23 protein-coding genes and 1 pseudogene are annotated in these 17,928 nt (G+C 33.6%); 17 read left to right on the top strand and 7 right to left on the bottom strand.

All coding sequences use genetic code 11. From position 1 onward, the window contains the following. Nucleotides 1–26: 26 nt before the first annotated feature. The 5 genes from DT250_RS06425 to DT250_RS06445 all read left to right on the top strand — a co-directional run bounded on the left by DT250_RS06425 (nt 27) and on the right by DT250_RS06445 (nt 4,651). A complete protein-coding gene (locus DT250_RS06425) occupies nt 27–413 on the top strand; it encodes a ribosomal maturation YjgA family protein (RefSeq protein ID WP_149212808.1) in 387 nt (128 codons plus the stop codon). 21 nt (nt 414–434) lie between these two features. Continuing rightward, nucleotides 435–953 carry a DNA topology modulation protein gene (locus DT250_RS06430; RefSeq protein WP_088063684.1) on the top strand — a complete coding sequence of 173 codons (519 nt, stop codon included), beginning with the start codon at nt 435–437 and terminating at the stop codon, nt 951–953. A 65-nt stretch (nt 954–1,018) separates the two neighbouring features. Next, complete coding sequence (locus tag DT250_RS06435) at nt 1,019–1,663, top strand: formylglycine-generating enzyme family protein (RefSeq protein WP_149212836.1); 645 nt, start codon at nt 1,019–1,021, stop codon at nt 1,661–1,663. Between the two features lie 69 nt (nt 1,664–1,732). Beyond that, nucleotides 1,733–2,926, top strand: a complete 1,194-nt coding sequence (locus DT250_RS06440) for a macrolide family glycosyltransferase (RefSeq protein WP_149212809.1) — start codon at nt 1,733–1,735, stop codon at nt 2,924–2,926. A 357-nt stretch (nt 2,927–3,283) separates the two neighbouring features. Beyond that, nucleotides 3,284–4,651 (top strand): lytic polysaccharide monooxygenase, encoded by a 1,368-nt coding sequence (locus DT250_RS06445; RefSeq protein WP_149212810.1) that lies wholly within the window; start codon nt 3,284–3,286, stop codon nt 4,649–4,651. Nucleotides 4,652–4,768: 117 nt separating this feature from the next. Here DT250_RS06445 and DT250_RS06450 read toward each other — a convergent pair whose 3' ends face one another. The 3 genes from DT250_RS06450 to DT250_RS06460 all read right to left on the bottom strand — a co-directional run bounded on the left by DT250_RS06450 (nt 4,769) and on the right by DT250_RS06460 (nt 6,705). Further along, nucleotides 4,769–5,203, bottom strand: coding sequence for a GNAT family N-acetyltransferase (locus tag DT250_RS06450; protein WP_060486723.1), 435 nt, complete (start codon nt 5,201–5,203; stop codon nt 4,769–4,771). Between the two features lie 514 nt (nt 5,204–5,717). Then, nucleotides 5,718–6,380: a ribose-5-phosphate isomerase RpiA gene (gene rpiA / locus DT250_RS06455; protein WP_149212837.1), complete on the bottom strand. Its 663-nt coding sequence runs from the start codon at nt 6,378–6,380 to the stop codon at nt 5,718–5,720. Between the two features lie 4 nt (nt 6,381–6,384). After that, the gene (locus tag DT250_RS06460; RefSeq protein ID WP_001125375.1) at nt 6,385–6,705 is read right to left on the bottom strand and encodes a 2Fe-2S iron-sulfur cluster-binding protein; all 321 of its coding nucleotides are present in this window, start codon (nt 6,703–6,705) and stop codon (nt 6,385–6,387) included. A gap of 143 nt (nt 6,706–6,848) precedes the next feature. Here DT250_RS06460 and DT250_RS06465 point away from each other — a divergent pair, with 143 nt between their 5' ends. Together DT250_RS06465 and clpP are read left to right on the top strand one after the other, a co-directional pair. After that, the gene (locus DT250_RS06465; protein ID WP_149212811.1) at nt 6,849–7,535 is read left to right on the top strand and encodes an RNA polymerase subunit sigma-70; all 687 of its coding nucleotides are present in this window, start codon (nt 6,849–6,851) and stop codon (nt 7,533–7,535) included. Between the two features lie 21 nt (nt 7,536–7,556). Next, nucleotides 7,557–8,138 carry an ATP-dependent Clp endopeptidase proteolytic subunit ClpP gene (clpP, locus tag DT250_RS06470; RefSeq protein ID WP_000991621.1) on the top strand — a complete coding sequence of 194 codons (582 nt, stop codon included), beginning with the start codon at nt 7,557–7,559 and terminating at the stop codon, nt 8,136–8,138. A gap of 44 nt (nt 8,139–8,182) precedes the next feature. Here the strand turns inward: clpP and DT250_RS06475 are convergent, their stop codons facing one another. Next, on the bottom strand, nt 8,183–9,040 hold the full coding sequence (locus DT250_RS06475) for a glycine betaine ABC transporter substrate-binding protein (protein ID WP_149212812.1): 858 nt from the start codon (nt 9,038–9,040) through the stop codon (nt 8,183–8,185). 171 nt (nt 9,041–9,211) lie between these two features. Here DT250_RS06475 and DT250_RS06480 point away from each other — a divergent pair, with 171 nt between their 5' ends. Together DT250_RS06480 and DT250_RS06485 are read left to right on the top strand one after the other, a co-directional pair. Further along, nucleotides 9,212–10,417, top strand: a complete 1,206-nt coding sequence (locus tag DT250_RS06480) for a quaternary amine ABC transporter ATP-binding protein (protein ID WP_000370614.1) — start codon at nt 9,212–9,214, stop codon at nt 10,415–10,417. Continuing rightward, nucleotides 10,410–11,246, top strand: a complete 837-nt coding sequence (locus tag DT250_RS06485) for an ABC transporter permease (protein WP_000095064.1) — start codon at nt 10,410–10,412, stop codon at nt 11,244–11,246. Before DT250_RS06480 ends, DT250_RS06485 begins: the two co-directional genes overlap by 8 nt. Before the next feature lie 48 nt (nt 11,247–11,294). On the opposite strand, the gene DT250_RS06490 is transcribed toward DT250_RS06485, so the two are convergent. Next, complete coding sequence (locus DT250_RS06490) at nt 11,295–11,531, bottom strand: hypothetical protein (RefSeq protein WP_142293467.1); 237 nt, start codon at nt 11,529–11,531, stop codon at nt 11,295–11,297. 216 nt (nt 11,532–11,747) lie between these two features. Here DT250_RS06490 and DT250_RS06495 point away from each other — a divergent pair, with 216 nt between their 5' ends. The 6 genes and pseudogenes from DT250_RS06495 to DT250_RS06520 all read left to right on the top strand — a co-directional run bounded on the left by DT250_RS06495 (nt 11,748) and on the right by DT250_RS06520 (nt 14,612). Continuing rightward, nucleotides 11,748–11,915 carry a glycine zipper domain-containing protein gene (locus DT250_RS06495; protein ID WP_048547350.1) on the top strand — a complete coding sequence of 56 codons (168 nt, stop codon included), beginning with the start codon at nt 11,748–11,750 and terminating at the stop codon, nt 11,913–11,915. 40 nt (nt 11,916–11,955) lie between these two features. Further along, a complete protein-coding gene (locus DT250_RS06500; RefSeq protein ID WP_149212813.1) occupies nt 11,956–12,507 on the top strand; it encodes an HIT family protein in 552 nt (183 codons plus the stop codon). After that, nucleotides 12,485–13,327 (top strand): PP2C family serine/threonine-protein phosphatase, encoded by an 843-nt coding sequence (locus DT250_RS06505; protein WP_149212814.1) that lies wholly within the window; start codon nt 12,485–12,487, stop codon nt 13,325–13,327. The genes DT250_RS06500 and DT250_RS06505 overlap by 23 nt, the downstream gene beginning before the upstream one ends. Before the next feature lie 17 nt (nt 13,328–13,344). Continuing rightward, nucleotides 13,345–13,707 (top strand): DUF4181 domain-containing protein, encoded by a 363-nt coding sequence (locus DT250_RS06510; protein ID WP_000558206.1) that lies wholly within the window; start codon nt 13,345–13,347, stop codon nt 13,705–13,707. A gap of 61 nt (nt 13,708–13,768) precedes the next feature. Then, nucleotides 13,769–14,209, top strand: a pseudogene (locus DT250_RS06515) (NUDIX domain-containing protein). Between the two features lie 22 nt (nt 14,210–14,231). Beyond that, nucleotides 14,232–14,612 carry a DUF4181 domain-containing protein gene (locus DT250_RS06520; RefSeq protein WP_060486726.1) on the top strand — a complete coding sequence of 127 codons (381 nt, stop codon included), beginning with the start codon at nt 14,232–14,234 and terminating at the stop codon, nt 14,610–14,612. Between the two features lie 72 nt (nt 14,613–14,684). On the opposite strand, the gene DT250_RS06525 is transcribed toward DT250_RS06520, so the two are convergent. After that, nucleotides 14,685–15,203 (bottom strand): GrpB family protein, encoded by a 519-nt coding sequence (locus tag DT250_RS06525; protein ID WP_149212815.1) that lies wholly within the window; start codon nt 15,201–15,203, stop codon nt 14,685–14,687. A gap of 41 nt (nt 15,204–15,244) precedes the next feature. Then, nucleotides 15,245–16,090 (bottom strand): oxidoreductase, encoded by an 846-nt coding sequence (locus DT250_RS06530; protein WP_218951294.1) that lies wholly within the window; start codon nt 16,088–16,090, stop codon nt 15,245–15,247. Between the two features lie 187 nt (nt 16,091–16,277). On the opposite strand from DT250_RS06530, the gene DT250_RS06535 reads away from it, so the two are divergent. Both DT250_RS06535 and acoA read left to right on the top strand, forming a co-directional pair. Beyond that, nucleotides 16,278–16,757 (top strand): DinB family protein, encoded by a 480-nt coding sequence (locus DT250_RS06535; protein ID WP_060486729.1) that lies wholly within the window; start codon nt 16,278–16,280, stop codon nt 16,755–16,757. A 169-nt stretch (nt 16,758–16,926) separates the two neighbouring features. Then, entirely contained in the window at nt 16,927–17,925 is a 999-nt protein-coding gene (gene acoA / locus DT250_RS06540; protein ID WP_147787640.1) for an acetoin:2,6-dichlorophenolindophenol oxidoreductase subunit alpha, read from the top strand. Nucleotides 17,926–17,928 lie beyond the last annotated feature (3 nt).

The following is a 17,928-nucleotide window of genomic DNA, read 5'->3' on the forward strand; positions in this document are numbered from 1 at the left end:
TTAATTACATATTAGGAGATTTTGAGATGAATAAGAAACGAAATAGATTATTATATGCGCTATTTACTATAGTTATAATTATTTTAGGTCTTAGCTCAAGAAAGTTAGCTTTTGCGTTACCTCATCTATTAAACGCGTACTTAGGCGATGCTTTATGGGCACTCATGATTTTTACAGGGCTCGGTTTTTTATTTCCTAAAATAGAAACGAAGAAATTGGCTTTTATAAGTTTACTGTTTTGCTACGGGATTGAAGTAAGCCAATTGTATCATGCTGAATGGATAGATAGCATTCGTGCAACGACTTTAGGTGGCCTCGTATTAGGTTACGGATTTTTGTGGAGTGATTTAGTTGCTTATACAATTGGTGTTGGGATTGGAATGTTTTGTAAGTTTATGTTACAGAAGAAATAATAGATTTAAAAAGGGGTATGTATGAAAAAAATAATATTAATAGGTTCTGGTGGTTCAGGAAAATCTACATTAGCAAGGCAGTTAGGTAATAAATTAAATATTAAAGTACATCATCTTGATGCGTTATTTTGGAAACCGAATTGGGAAGGTGTACCGAAAGAGGAGCAAAGAAAGGTTCAAAATGAATTAGTTAAAGAAGATGAGTGGATTATTGATGGGAATTATGGCGGGACAATGGACATAAGAATTAACGCTGCTGATACAATTATCTTTCTTGATATTCATAGAACAATATGTGTTTATCGTGCTTTTAAAAGGGTTGTACAATATCGGAATAAAACAAGACCGGATATGGGTGCTGGATGTGAAGAAAGGTTTGATTTGCAATTTTTTAAATGGATATGGCAATATCCTAAAACGAAACGACCCTCAATTTTAAAAAGGCTAAATCAATTGAGTAAGGAAAAAGAGGTTATTATTTTAAAATCTTCAAATGAAGTAAGACTATTTTTAGAGAAATACGATACCATAGATAGTTAGACTATAAAAAGAAGTAACATGGGGGGATAGGATTGAATAGATTCATTGGCCCGGTTGATTCTAATATGGTGAAAATTCCAGCAGGAAAAGTAGAATTAAGAGATGATCGAATAAAAAAACAATGGCAAGTTCAAGTTAAACCGTTTCTTCTTGCAAAGTATGTTGTAACAGTGGAATTATATTATGCTATTATGAATCTTGCACTAAATGGTAATGAAAATAGTAATAAACCAGTTGTAAATATTTCATGGAATGATGCTATTATATTTTGTAATTTACTTTCCAAAAAAGCGGGATTAAAAGAATATTATTCTATTAATGATGGTGGTCAAATTGTTAGTTGTAATTTAGATTCAAATGGGTACCGATTACCTTTTGAAGCAGAGTGGCAATATGCGTGTAAGGCAGGAACTACCGGATACATATATGGAGAACTGAAAGAGATTGCTTGGTACAATGAAAATTCTAGTGGACATATTCATGAGGTCGGAAAAAAAGAACCGAATGCATGGGGACTTTACGATATGTTAGGAAACGTTTGGGAATGGTGCTATGATTTATATGATGAACAAGTGTACGGATCATACCGAATTTTCCGCGGCGGTAGCTGGGCTGAAGCAGCTAGAGGTTGCGGTGCGACTTGTCGTCGCCGTAGCCATCCTACATTTCATATAGATGACCTTGGATTTAGGCTTGCTAGGTCCATTTAGAAGAATAAGACAAAATACCTGTAATACTAATGACAACATAGAAAAGATTTTAATGAAGGAGTGTTTTAAGTGGCACGTGTTTTATTCATTAATACTGGATCAGAAGGACATATAAATCCTACATTGCAAGTTGTAGAAGGATTAGTCTCACGCGGGGAAGAGGTAGTTTATTTTTCAATAGAATCTTTTAGAGAGCGTATTGAGAAGACGGGTGCTACTGTACGAACAATTGACGATCAAAAATTTATAAATGCTTTTCTTTCCGGTGGTCGAAATTATTTACCAGAGAGAATAAATGGTCTTTTACATACGGCAGATGTTATTATACCAAATGTTCTTGAACAAATTGAAGGGGAACAGTTTGATTACATCATTCATGATTCAATGTTTGGCTGTGGCCGTTTAATTGCTCAAATTCTAAATCTTCCGGCAATAAATTCTTGTACATCTTTTGCACAGAATGAAAAATCATTTGAACAAATGTTGGATTACTTGTCTAAAAGTATCCCAATGGAAGTTCAGGATAGGATACATAATGATTTTGAAAGATTAACTAAGGGGATTGCGGAAAAATATAGTATTGAAATAAACTCACCATATGAAGTTTTCTGTAATCCAGCGCCACTTACTATTGTGTATACAATAAAAGAGTTCCAACCTTTTGGAGATATGTTTAATGAAACATTTAAATTTGTAGGTCCATCCATCCCTGCACAAGTAAAAGATGAAGAGTTTGATTTTACTACAATTGAAGAAAAAAGCCCGATTTACATTTCACTAGGCACTGTTTTTAATGAATCGCTTGATTTTTATAAACTTTGTATGAAGGCGTTCGAGAATAGTGATCATACTATTGTTATGTCTATTGGTAATAAAACAAAAATAAGTGATTTAGGTAACATTCCTAAAAACTTCATTGTAAAAAACTATGTACCACAAACTAAACTACTTGCATATACAAAGTTGTTTATTACACATGGCGGAATGAACAGTACACATGAAGGATTAAATAACGGGATTCCACTCATTGTAATTCCTCAAAGTGCAGATCAGCCAGTAATCGCAAAGCAAGTAGAGAATCTAGGAGCTGGGATTAAGTTATCTATAAATGAATTAACTGTGGAACAACTACGTGAAAGTGTAGAATTTGTATTAAATAATCCATCATATAAAGAAGCTGCATTGAATTTGAAGGAGTCTTTCCGAAAATCTGGTGGCTATAAGAAAGCTGCTGATGAGATTTTTACATTTATAGGTCAGTAATAAATGTAAGATTATACATGAGAAGAGTGTCTATATGAAATGGTATAGACACTCTTCTTTTATATGAAGCGGAGAATTCGTTGTTTTGAAAGGTTAAATATTCTGTTTTATAAATTCGGACCATAGTTTTACGTGTTACTAATGCTTTCATCATTTCTGCACAACTTCTGCACATACTTTGATGATTTTTATCTCATGATATATTCATCAAGTGAAATATTTCACAAGAAATGAAATATATTTTCACTGCGGTGTATGCATAATTAACACATACATCGATACAAAATTGTCTCTTGTTATTCTTTTACATCGAAGCCCACATTACACTACAAAGTATAACAAGAAGGGGACAGGAACATGAATAATCGATTATTAAAACAACTACAAAACATGAAAATGAACAAAAAAAGTCTAGGAGCTGTTGCATTAACAGTTGGAATTATTGGCACGACACTTATTCCTCAAAACGCATACGCGCACGGTTTTGTTGAAAAGCCTAGCAGCCGATCTGCTTTATGTAGTCCAACCTATGGTGCACTAAATGCAAACTGTGGAAGTGTTATGTATGAACCACAAAGTTTGGAAGCTCCAAAAGGGTTCCCGCAAGCTGGCCCAGTTGATGGCCAAATCGCTTCTGCAGGTGGTAAATTTGGTGGTGTTTTAGATCAACAAACAGCTGATCGTTGGTTTAAAAATACAATCACAGGCGGGGAAAATACTTTTACTTGGAAATATACAGCGCCTCACTTAACAAGTAAATGGCATTACTATATTACAAAAAAAGAATGGAACCCAAATAAAGCGCTCACAAGAGCAGATTTAGAACCAATTGGAACTGTACAACATGATGGTTCTGCAGCCTCAAATCATTTAACTCACAAAATCAATGTGCCTACTGACCGTAGTGGATATCATGTGATTTTAGCAGTATGGGATGTAGCTGATACAGCAAATGCATTCTATAATGTAATTGATGTTAATCTTATTAATGATGTGAAACCGGACATAGAAGCTCCAAGTAGTCCAAATGGAATTCAGACACAAAACGTAACAGCGAATAGTATAGAACTAACGTGGAACGCTTCTACGGATAATGTAGGGGTAAAAGGGTATCAAATCTTCCGTAACGGAGAGATGATTGATACAGTACCAGGAACTCATTTTATTGATAAAAAATTACAACCAAGTACAGAATACTCTTATACTGTAAAAGCAATTGACTCAGCTGGAAATGTATCGAAAGAAAATGCAGCGCTTACAGTAAAAACAACAGTTGAGGCGCCTGATACAGAAGTACCAACACAACCAAAAGGATTACATAGTATGGGAACGACAGCGTCAAGTGTGGATCTAATGTGGAGTCCCTCTGACGATAATATTGGTGTAGACCATTACGATATTTATAGAGAAACAGAAGGATCATTGAAAAAAATTGCAACATCCAATACGACTTCTTATATGGATAAAAATTTACTTCCTAATACTACTTATAAATATGTAGTGAAAGCTGTTGATGTAGCTGGAAATGAATCTGTACAGAGTGATATATTCACAATTACTACAAAAACTGAAAGCGCTTCATATGAAGAGTGGAATGCAAAGAAAGCATATGAAAAGGGAGATAGAGTTCTACACGAGGGAAAAGTATATGAAGCTGTCCAGAGTTATCAAGGAAATGGGGATCCAAACTGGATTTATGCCTTATCATTATGGAAAACAGTGTAAGCTTTACCTAGATATGAACTAAGAGATGATGGGCTTTGATGCAAAAGAAAATCTTGAGAATTCACTTTTCTATTTATAAAAAAGGGTAGTATATAAATTCATATACTACCCTTTTTATTATGATAGTACTTTCGTCATAATAACGTGCGGAATACCATCTTCAATAAATACATCAGAAGAAGTTTGATAATCTAATTTTTTATAAAATCCTTCAGCTTGTGTTTGACCGTGTAGTTTTACTTTTGTAGCTTCTTTGTCACGAGCAATTTCTTCTAGCGCTTTGATTATTACTTTTCCTAATCCGTATTTACGATAGTCTTTTAAAATACAGATGCGTTCTAATTTTCCTGCACCGTCAACAAATCGTATACGACCTGTACCTACAGGAAGATCGTTATAATAAACTAAAATATGTTTGCATTTCTCACCAATTTTATCGAATGTATCGAATTCATCTTCAAGAGGGACATTTTGTTCTTTTACAAATACTTCTTTTCGAATATGAAAGGCAGTTTCTAAATCTGTAAGTTCTGTTATGATTTTGGAGTGCAAATTGTTCAGCCCTTTCTAGAGTGATGTTCTTTTGTTTTCATAGTATATCATACTTCAACATTATTTTATTTTTTGTGCTTGAACAATAAAAAAGATGGAAGTTAAATTTTTCATAAAATAAATGATTTTGAGTTTCTGATGTCAAAAAGAATATATTATGAACTAACGCCTGCAATCAATATGGAAAAGGAGAGGCTGTATAATGTCATTATTAATAACTACATTATTTCTTATTTTCCTTTCTAATTTCATTATTCATATTCTGTTAAAAAGCAAAATAAATAAAATTACCCTCAATTTTGTTAGTGGTGTAGTAATGTTACCTGGTATACCTATATTTTGGTTCATTATATATAGCCTTAAAACAACATCTAATGATTTTTACTTTCCGTTAATTGTTACAGTAATTTTTATTATAATGTTTGTAATTCATACAATTAGATTCGTTACCAATGACATGAAAAAAGGATGAGGAAGCACCTCATCCTTTTTAACTACACGGAATAAAGCGGATTTATAATTCCTCTATTCCGTTTTCAGTTCCAATAATCGCCTTGCTAGTCATATTAACAAACAACCCTGTTTCAACTACACCTGTAATCATTTTTAATTGAGTGTGTAAATTGGCTGGATTAGATATGTTATGAGGGAATATACAATCGATAATCATGTTTTTGTTATCGGTAATAAACGTTTCGTTATTTTTTAAACGTAACGTTGTTTGACAACCTAAAGATTGAATTTTACTTTCGGTTTGTTTCCATGAAAAAGGTATAATTTCAACAGGTACTGGGAAAGTACCTAAATGTGTTACAAGTTTCGATTCGTCAGCAATAATAATTAGTTCTTTGGAGGAAGTGGCAACAATTTTCTCGCGAAGTAATGCGCCACCACCACCTTTTATAAGTTGTAAATTAGCATCAATCTCATCCGCTCCATCAATTGTAAGATCAAGGCTTTGTACGTCGTTTAACGAAATTAGAGAGATATTTAGTTGTTTAGCTAATACTTCCGTTTCTTTTGACGTTGGTACAGCTTGAAATGATAAGCCTTCTCTTACACGCTCACCTAATTTTTGTATCGTCCAATATACAGTAGAACCTGTGCCAAGTCCAACTTTCATCCCATCTTTTACAAAGTTTGCAGCATATTCACCAGCGAGCTGTTTTAAATTCAGCATATTATTCTGCTGGACGTGGGCCTGCATCAAGACCTGAATTTTCTACTGTAAGTATAGGGCGAACGACTATATCTTTATGTACGTGCATTTGGCATGATAAACGTAAGTGATCTTCAATTCCTTTTTCCGTAATTGCATTTTTTTCATTAGAACTTGCTTCACAAAACTCACCTGCTATAATTTCTACTCTACAAGTTGTGCAGCGTGCTTTCCCACCGCAGCGATGGAGAATGTGTACACCGTTATCTTCGATCGCTAATACTAACTTTGTGCCTTCTTTTACATCAAAAGTTCCCGCACCTTCAATTGTTAATTTTGGCAAATTTGTTCCTCCTCACGTAAAATTGTACATAACATATTTATGACCGCGAATTATTGAACATAAACATAATTTTTTTATATGCCCCGTAACTTTTTTATTTGTTTAATCGTTAATTAAGTAAGCGCTGAAAAGGAGTGGTTATTTTGTGCACAAAAGTAACTCATATTTTAAAGAATCATATCGATATGAATCATTCAAATATAAACTTTTTAATTGAGCAATATGGAGAATTGAAAAGGTACTGTACATTTTTAACGAAAAACAAATGGGACGGCGAAGATCTTGCTCAAGAAACAGTTTGTAAAGTTCTTCAAAAATATAGTAATAAAGATATTTGTATGACGCTTGTATATAAAATAGCTAGAAATCGCTGGATAGACCAGATGAAATCAAAATCAGTCCATGAAAAAATAAAGGAACAAATTATTTTTGATGCCCCACAAGAGAACATTGCAGATTTGCATGAAATGGTAGGGAAAGTATTATCGTCATTAAATGTACAACAATCCACAATTTTATTTTTAAAAGATGTTTTTCAATATAGTATCGCTGATATTGCTAAAGTATGTTCCGTATCAGAAGGTGCAGTAAAAGCCTCTTTATTTCGGAGTAGAAATAGGCTGAAAACTGTAAGCGAAGAAGGGATAGAGATTGTCGAATTCACAGATGATATTGAAGTTGTAGTAACGTCTATTCGTGAGGAGAGACCAGAATTATTAACGAAACTCCTTCCGACAATAGATTTTACTAAGTTACCATCTATACAGCCAGTCTTATTGTTTTATGCGAAAAACCCTTCTTCCTACAGTTGTATGCTTTGCGTTGCATAACAATTATTGGAGGGATTTAAAATGAATGCAATTCCATATGTAGTAGAACAAACGAAATTAGGAGAACGTTCCTATGATATATATTCAAGGTTATTAAAAGATCGTATTATTATTATCGGTTCAGAAATAAATGATCAAGTAGCGAGTAGTGTCGTAGCTCAATTATTATTTTTAGAAGCGGAAGATGCAGAGAAAGATATATATTTATACATCAATAGCCCAGGTGGTTCAACAACAGCGGGTTTTGCCATATTAGATACGATGAATCTCATTAAACCAGATGTACAAACGCTATGCATGGGATTTGCAGCATCATTTGGTGCATTGTTATTATTATCAGGTGCAAAAGGAAAACGGTTTGCGCTCCCTAACAGTGAAATTATGATTCATCAGCCACTTGGTGGTGCGCAAGGCCAGGCAACAGAAATTGAAATAACAGCGAAAAGAATACTAAAGTTAAAGCGTGATATTAATAAAATGATTGCAGAAAAAACGGGGCAATCGATTGAAAGAGTAGCACATGATACAGAAAGAGATTATTTTATGACTGCTGAAGAAGCGAAAGAATATGGGATTGTAGATGATGTTGTTACGAAAAAATAAGATAAAACAGGCTAGAGGAATAGCATATCCTCTAGCCTGTTTTATTAATCTTTTACCCATTCATCAACTAGCGCTTGATTCTTTTCAATCCATTTGCGCGCCGCTTCTTCAGGGTCTTTCGTTTTATTTAACATGACCATTAATGTACCAAGTTGTTCATCTTTCATTTTCCATTTGTCAAAGTATTTCACGATATCTGGATAATCTTTTTCGAAACCTTTACGAACAGAGTAATAAATATCATCTTTTTCACCATATACTTTCTTAGGGTCTTTTAAATATTTTAAGTCAAATTCTGAAAAGCCCCAATGCGGATTCCAAAGCGTAACAGCGATTGGTTTCTTTTTCGTATATGCTTTCTTTAATTCACTCATCATCGCAGCTTCAGAAGATTGGACAAGTTTTAGTTTAATATCATATTCCTTCATCGCTTTATTTGTTAAATTCATAAGACTACTACCGGGTTCGATACCGACAATTTTGTTATCTAGTTCATCTTTATGAGCATTTAAATCCTCAATACTGTTAATGTTTTTCATATAAGAAGGGACGACAAGGCCAAGTCCAGTACCTTCATACCATTTTGATTTTAAGACTATATCATCTTTATAACGAGCATTTAGCGGTTTATCCGTAACAGGTAGCCATACTTCTAAATTTGCATCAACATCACCGCGAGCAACGCCAGTCCAAATTGCAGCTTTTTCTAAGTACATGAGCTCAACTTTGTAACCTTTTTGTTCTAATAAAACTTTCCACATGTTTGCCGTTGCAATGTTTTCTTTCCAACTTGTTACACCAAGTTTAATTTTTCCTTTCGAATTTGCATTTGTTGCATTACATGAAGAGAATATCATAGTAATAAATAATGCAAGGCATATAAGCCATATTTTCTTTTTCATCGAAACCCTCCTAAGAAATGTTTGCCTTTTTAAATAAATGTATAAGTAAGCATTCTTATTATGAACGGAAACGCGAATTTTAAAGAAATCTTATGAATGTCATTTTTATGTAATATTTCTTTGTAAAATCGCAACACTATATGAATAGATGGGTAGAAAAGGAGTAGTGACATGGATAATACAAAGGTGCGTGTTGAAAACGTAACAAAAGTATTTGGGAAACACCCGCAAAGAGCGCTGTCTTTATTAAAAGAAGGAAAAAGCAAATCGGAAATTTTGAAAGAGACAGGAATGAACGTTGGTGTAAAAAAGGCAACCTTTGAAGTATATACTGGAGAGATTTTCGTTATTATGGGTTTGTCTGGTAGCGGGAAATCTACGTTAGTTCGGATGTTAAACCAATTAATTAAACCAACAGCGGGGCATATATACATAGATGGTGAAGATATCGCAACGATGGGAAAAGAAGAGTTGCGAAGAGTGAGAAGAACGAAGATGAGTATGGTGTTTCAAAAGTTCGCTTTATTTCCACATCGTACAGTGATACAAAATGTTGCGTACGGGTTAGAAATTCAAGGAGTTCCAGTAGAGGAACGAGAGAATAAAGCGTTAGAATCGCTACAGTTAGTAGGACTTGATCATCATAAAGATAATTATCCAAGTCAACTTAGTGGCGGTATGCAGCAACGTGTTGGAATCGCAAGGGCATTAACAAATAATCCAGATGTATTGTTAATGGATGAGTCATTTAGTGCATTAGACCCACTGATTCGAAAAGAAATGCAAGATGAGCTGTTAGAATTACAAGATAAAATGGAGAAAACAATTATTTTTATTACACATGATTTAGATGAAGCTCTTCGAATTGGAGATCGTATCGCATTAATGAAAGATGGAGAGATTGTCCAAATTGGAACACCGGAAGAAATTATGATGAGTCCTGCCAATGAATTTGTAGAGAAATTCGTAGCGGATGTAAATTTAGGAAAAGTAATCACGGCGGAATCTATATTAAAACGACCGGAGACTTTATTAATTGATCGTGGACCGCGTGTAGCACTTCAAATTATGAGGAACGCTGGCGTTTCTACTGTGTATGTTGTTAACAAAAAGTATGAGTTTTTAGGGATATTAACGGCAGATGATGCGAGTAAAGCCGTTCAAAAACAGTGGCCAATTGCTGATTTATTACTTACCGATATCCCGCATGTGTATTTAGATACTTTACTTGAAGAAACGTATGCGAAAATGGCGGAGATGAAATATCCGTTACCAGTAATTGATGAGAAGAAAAGGCTTAGAGGAATTATTAAACGCGAAAGTGTCATTCAAGCTCTTGCAGGTAATATTGAGGAAGAGGTGAAAGACGATGAGTAGTATACCACGTATTCCATTAGGGGAATGGGTCGATTCATTTGTTGCAAGTTTATATGAGCACCTTGAAGGCTTATTCCGAGGATTCTCTTATATTATCGGTGGATTCGTTGATTTACTCACTAATTTTTTAACAATAATACCGGCCATATTGATGATTATTATCCTTTGTTTCCTCATTTGGTACACAACGAGAAAGGTATCTTTAATTATTTTTACACTGATCGGTTTATTATTTATTTTAAATATTAACTACTGGGCACAGACGATGCAAACATTAGCACTTGTACTTACGTCTGTTATTATTTCAATTATTGTAGGAATCCCAATCGGAATTTTAGCTTCTCAAAATGAACGATTCTCAAAATTTTTAAAACCGACATTAGACTTTATGCAAACAATGCCGGCTTTCGTATATCTTATTCCTGCAATTACATTTTTCGGAGTAGGTGTAGTGCCTGGGATTATCGCATCCGTAATCTTTGCAATGCCACCGACAATTCGTTTTACTGACTTAGGAATTAGACAAGTTCCAGAAGATTTAATTGAAGCAGCGAATGCATTTGGATCCACAGCATCACAAAAACTATTTAAAGTACAATTACCACTTGCAACCGGAACGATTATGGCTGGAGTGAACCAAAGTATTATGCTTTCGTTATCGATGGTTGTAACAGCATCACTTGTAGGAGCTCCTGGTCTTGGAGTTGATGTATACCGTTCTGTAACACAAGTTAATATTGGAATGGGATTTGAAGCCGGACTAGCTATTGTTGTCATTGCGATTATATTAGACCGCATTACACAAGGATTTCATCAAAAAAGAAGATAAAAGGAAAACACACTTTATTATACAAAGTGTGTTTTTTTGTTCAAAAAGTTACATACGAACGATAACAGAACCGCCAGCTGGTGTGCAAACTTGGTTTTGTTGTTGTTCCATTGATTTAATTAATTGATTATTTTCGTCGATTAATGAGATTAGTTTCGCTAATTGACTTTCAAGACTTGCAATACGCTGCATCATATATTCTGAATCTTGATGCAATGTATTCCTTACAGGATGGGGGGAATGTACATATTGTTGATTTATATTTGGATTCCAATGAGGATGCATTTGAATCGTTCCTCCTTAAATAACTTACTGATATTTCTTATAGTAAATGCCTATATATATTTAATGGTTACTTGAAATTTTTTCATTATAAAGGAGTATGCACAGAAAATGGAAAATATTATATGTGAAGTTATAGTTCATTTTTTGGAAATATTCAAGTGAGATAGTGAATATATTAATACATTCAAGTAAATGTATGTTATTTAGGGAGAAATGATGGGAGGAGATGCAATTTTGGCTAAAAATAATAAAAGGAATGATGCCTTGGCAATAGGTGTCGGTATAGGGGTTGTAATCGGTGTATTTCAAGGTTTTTTTACTAATAATTTAGTAATCGGAATTGTGATTGGAATCGTAATTGGGATTGCGTTTTTGAAGAAATAATAAGGTGCAAATTTATTTCAAAAATTGCCGAATTGAAAGAATGAATTTTCGGAATATAAATCCTATTTTTCCTTTTTTTATGATATTATTAATAAAAAGGATGGTGATGGATATGTCAACAAATAATCAAGTAGAACGAAAATGCTTTATTTGCGAGAAACATAAAGGAAATATTACAGTTCCAGGTGGAGCTATTTATGAAGATGAATTCGTTTATGTTGGACATGTCCACTGGGATAGTGAAGAAACATACCTTGGTTATGTAATGATAGATATAAAAAGACATATACCTGGTCTTGCTGAACTAACAGATGAGGAAGCGAAAACGTTCGGACTTATAACAAGTAGAGTAAGTAAAGCGTTAAAAGAAAGCGAAGGTGCAGAGCATATTTACACTTTTGTTTCAGGAAATGGTGTACCACATATGCACATGCACATCATACCGCGTTATCCAAATACACCCAAAGAATTTTGGTCACCAACTGAAGTAGCGAAATGGACTGATGCGCCATATGGTGACGAAGAGAAAATTAAAAAAATATGTGAAAGAATACGAAAGTATATGGTAAATGAGTATGCATACAACAAATAATAGACAATATTCATGGGTTGGAAATACAGAAATGTGTTTAGGAGAAATTTCAGTTAAACAATATGGTGACATTGTACTTGGAAAATACGGCGGGAATATAAGCGCCGGAGCAAAAAAGAACGAAGATGGTGCGTTAGTTTGGTCAAATGGTGATTGGGAAATAGCAGCTATTTTAGATGGACATAATAGTGCGGAAAGTGTTGATTTAGTAGTAAATACAATCCAAAAAGAATATGAAAATATAAAAGTAATGATGAATGAATCGATTGATACAGTATTTCGATCTGTTGAAAATCATCTACTTACAATCTTTCAATCCCTCTCATTTAAAGAAAAGTGCAAAAGAGTAAAAGGGGAAACAGCGTGCTTAATATGTGTAAGAAAAGAAAACTACATATGGTGGTTATCTATTGGTGATTGTTTAGTTTATGTATTTCATGAAGAGTTACATAAGTTAGGACAATATGCATTAAATCAACGTCATTTTTACGAATGGATTGGAAATATAAACACATTTAATTTACCAGTCCCTTGCTATTCAACAGGAATTCGTGAATTACGTGCTGGAAAGAATCGAATTGTAATAGTCACAGATGGGGTATTAGAATGCGGGGAACGTCATTATGAAACACCATTGAATCTGTATAATGATATGAACGAAAGTAATGTAGAACTAAAAGAAAATGTTCATAATGTTTTAGAACACGTTCATCAGCAATTAGGGAGAGATAGTGCGACTATTATTAGTTGGGACGTAGAGAACAAAATGAGTACTACGTATCCGAGTGATCAGCCGGAGAAAATCCAGACGATAAGATAAAGGAGGTGATCTCTCTAATGCATGTGAAAGTAATTGTATTAGTTTTATGGATCATATTCTTATTTGTTTTAGAAAATATAGTGAGAAAAAGGCTAAATATACCGAAACAAAAAGGATGGAATAATAAATATGTAAATAAGCTGCATAAATGGGGAAACAGGATTATTATTTTTTCGTATATAGTAGTTATAATTATATGTTCTTCTCTTTCGAACCCTCTATACATGGGCTTCCTACCCTTTCTGTTTTTAATTACGTTGTATAGTTTCGAATCATATATGGAATGGAAATATGATAGAGAATCAAGGGAGTTTTTGATGTCCTTAGGCGGAGTTGTATCACTATTGATAACGGGGATAATTCTATATTTCCTTATTTAATACGTATTGATTAAGACACTATGGCAATATCACAAAATGAGCAATTATAGGGAGAGAAGAAATGAAAAGTCCTCGATTACGTGCTGAAGTAATGATTTTAAATGAAGATCATTCTAACGTACTTGTACAATGTGATTTAAGAGAAACATTTTATCGTTTTCCAGGAGGTTACATTGAATTTGGTTAAACAGCAAAAGAAGCAATAGTAAGAGAATTAATAGAAGAATACAATTTGAAGATTGATGTTCAAGAATTGGCCGTAGTAAATGAACATATTTTCGAGTGGGACAACGAAAAAGGACATCATTGTACATTGATACATAGGGGAATTGTTAAAGACAGGGTAATAAATGAAATTAGACATAAAGAATATGAGGATATTATATTAATTTGGAAAAGTATAAATGAATTAAAGGAGAGGTCCACATATCCTGAAGGAATTGTAAGTTATTTAGAAGAGAATAAACGTAATATAGTCCACTCTATTTCTAAAAATAAATAAAGTAATAAGAGGGGGGATAACAATGGGTATTTCTACAATCTTGATTATTATTATTGGACTGGCTATAGGTGGTTACTTTTTAGAACAGTGTTTAAGAATAAAATTAAATATGGAGAAAAGAGGCTTCTTCGGATATAAGCATGTGAATAGTTTACATGTAAAAATAGAAATAGGACTTATTATTATTTATATAATAGGTAGTTGTTATTATATGTTTAAATTTGAAAACTCTAAAATGGCTTATGTCATGTTCATTTATTTAGGGATATCATCGACTTTAAGAGCATGGATGGAATGGAAGTATGATAGAGAATCAAAAGAATATATACTCTCGATAACGGGAATGGTTGCATTTATATTGATGCTCTCAATACTAGTTTATTTCGTTCCACCTGCTGCATAATAAGGTGATTATTGATGGTACAAATCAAGAGTTAACTAATAAATAAGAAACCATTGAGTAGTAAATGGTTTCTTATTTAAATTCATCATTTATTTTAGCTAATATGGATGTAACGAAATTTGTTTTATCCTCAGCATATTTATGTTTATCATTAGGATTAGCTTGTGAAAGTTGAATCTTTAACTGTTCATACTGAATACGAGAAGTTTTATTGTCTATTAAGTAATCTCTGAATTGTAATTGTTCTATTAAATATGTATTCCTTTGTTCATACATATGAATTTGATGAGTTCTTGACTCTCCTTTATTAAAATAATATCGTTCAGGCAATACATCTTTTCTGTATTTATAGTTTAGCAGTTCTAACTTTTTAATACATGTTAAGCCGTCCGTATAATCTTCTAATTCGATTGCAATATCAATAATTGGCTTTGCACTTAAATGTGGAATAGAGGTACTACCAATATGGTGTATTGCTAAAATATGTTCGCCAATTTGTTCCTCAATGAATTGTTTCTCTTTCATAAATTCAATTTGCCATTCTTCAGTCCACGGAACTAAAAACACTTTTCCATACGGTAAACCTAACATTTAATTAGCACCTCTTTCAAAATGTTTATCAAAAAAGTTAACTACATTTTCTTAAAGGTTCTCAATACAAGGTATTCCCACAATCTCCAAGGAAGAATCCTCTTCGCAAAGATCATAAATTTTACACCTTTTCCAATTGGATATCGTAAATTCGTACGCTTAAATTCAGCAATTTCTACAATTTTATTAGAAACATCTATCGGATTACCAAATGTATCGCTGCCGCTATTAATATGTTTTTGTATTTTATCCATATATTCTTTGTAAGGAGAAGTAGTTTCAGATTGGTTTGTAGCTAGTTGTTTACCCACTTCCCATATGTTTGTGTTATAAGAACCTGGTTCCACTAATACAACATCTATTCCGAACGGTTTTACTTCTAAACGAAGTGATTCACTCCAGCCTTCTAACGCATATTTTGAAGAAACGTAAGGAGATAGACCAGGGAATCCAACTTGACCACTAATGCTGCTTATATTTATGATTTTTCCACTTTTTTGTTCTCTCATATAAGGTAATACAAGTTGAGTAATTGATATAGCTCCAAAAAGGTTCGTTTCAAATTGTTTACGGTATTCCTCTACTGGAATTTCTTCTACAAAGCCCCCATTTGCATATCCTGCGTTATTAATAAGTAGATCTACTCTATTTATTTCTTTTATATATAATTGAAAGTTATGTATAGAGTTTTGATCGGTTACATCTAATTGTTGAACTGTTATGTTTTGTTGTAAGTTCAGTTTAGTAGCTTGAGACATTAAATCTTCTTGTTTATTAAGGTTTCGCATTGTAGCTATGACTAAATAGTCTTTTTTCGCAAGCTCAAGTGTTGTTAAAAGACCGAAACCACTTGAAGCCCCGGTTATAACTGCGATTTTTTTATCCATTTTCCGCCAGCTTTCTTTTTCTTTTATCATAACGAGTTATGATAAGAAAATCTATTATTCTTACATTCGTATTGAGAGCAATACCCGTTAATTCTATATTCTATGGGATTTTTAAAAAAGGGAATTATAAAGACTCAGCGTATATAGAGAAGTGAGTATGAATATGTTAATGAAATGAGGGAAAAAAATGGCCCATGTGAAAGATGTTTTAGCAGATCAATTATTAGCAAATGCAAACGATCCTAGTTGGTATATTCCATTTTCAGATGCAGTGAAAGATCTACCTGAGAGAGAAGCTTTCTGGAAACCGAATGAAGAGAGTAATAGTATAGCTGAAATTGTACAACATTTACTGTATTGGAATTCAACGTGGCAAACTAGGTACAAAGAATCGAATGTGGATGCCGTGCCCGCTATTGGTGATAATAACAAAAGTTTTATGCTTTCAAATAATCAAACCTTCGATGAGTTAAGAGAAAAACTACTAGAGAAACTGTTACAATGGCAAAAGCTTATAAATGAAGAGAAGGTTGAAAGTGATGTAGTTGGATTTCCTGTTTCTGCAAAGTGGTGGGAAATATTAGCAAATGTAACAACTCATAACGCTTATCATATTGGTCAAATTATTTACATCCGGAAGTTACAGAAGAGTTTTGATAATGAATAAGATAATCATTCTAACATTAAGTGAACAAAAGTGGACAAAACGAGACATATGTCTCATTTTGTCCACTTTTTTATTTCTAAAGGAAAGAGAAAACCGATGAAATCAATGATTAGAATTTGGCACAGTACTTGCAATATAAAAGATGAACAAGAAAATAGGAGGGCTGGACATGTTAAAAACAACTGAAAGTAAAGGGAATGAAATTACGAAAGAACAAGCTCGTTGGATGTATGGAAAAATGTTAGAGATTCGTAAGTTTGAAGATAAGGTGCATGAATTATTCGCCCAAGGCGTTCTGCCAGGTTTCGTTCATTTATACGCAGGTGAAGAAGCGGTAGCAGTTGGTGTATGTGCCCACTTAACGGATCGTGACAGTATTACAAGTACGCATAGAGGACATGGACATTGTATCGCAAAAGGCTGTGATTTAAACGGGATGATGGCTGAACTTTTTGGGAAAGTGACAGGGTTATGTAAAGGTAAAGGCGGTTCCATGCATATTGCCGATTTAAATAAAGGAATGCTTGGTGCAAATGGGATTGTAGGCGGAGGTTTTCCACTTGCTTGCGGCTCAGCATTAACAGCTAAATATAAAGGAACGAAAGATGTGAGTGTTTGCTTCTTCGGTGACGGAGCAAATAATGAAGGGACATTTCACGAAGGGGTTAACTTAGCAGCGATTTGGAAGTTACCAGTTATTTTTATCGCCGAAAATAACGGTTACGGTGAAGCAACGACATTTGAATATGCGTCAAGTTGTGATTCCATTGCAGATCGAGCAAAAGCTTACAATATTCCAGGTGTTCAAGTGGATGGAAAAGATTTACTTGCAGTATATAAAGCCGCGGAAGAAGCAGTAGAACGTGCGCGTAATGGTGGTGGTCCAACAATAATTGAATGTATGACATATCGCAATTACGGTCATTTCGAAGGTGAAGCACAAACGTATAAAACTTCAGAAGAAAAAGAAGAACATTTAAATGAAAAAGATGCGATTGTGAATTTCCGTAAGCATTTAATTCATGAAGCGCTATTAACTGAATCTGAACTTGTCGATATGGAAAAGGCAGTAGATGAAGCAGTGCAAAGATCAATTGAATTTAGTGAAAATAGTCCATATCCAGAGGATGAAGAATTATTAAAAGATGTATACGTTTCTTACAAATAAGAG

This window comes from Bacillus sp. AR2-1 (genome assembly GCF_008368755.1).
GTDB classification, from domain to species: Bacteria; Bacillota; Bacilli; order Bacillales; family Bacillaceae_G; genus Bacillus_A; species Bacillus_A wiedmannii.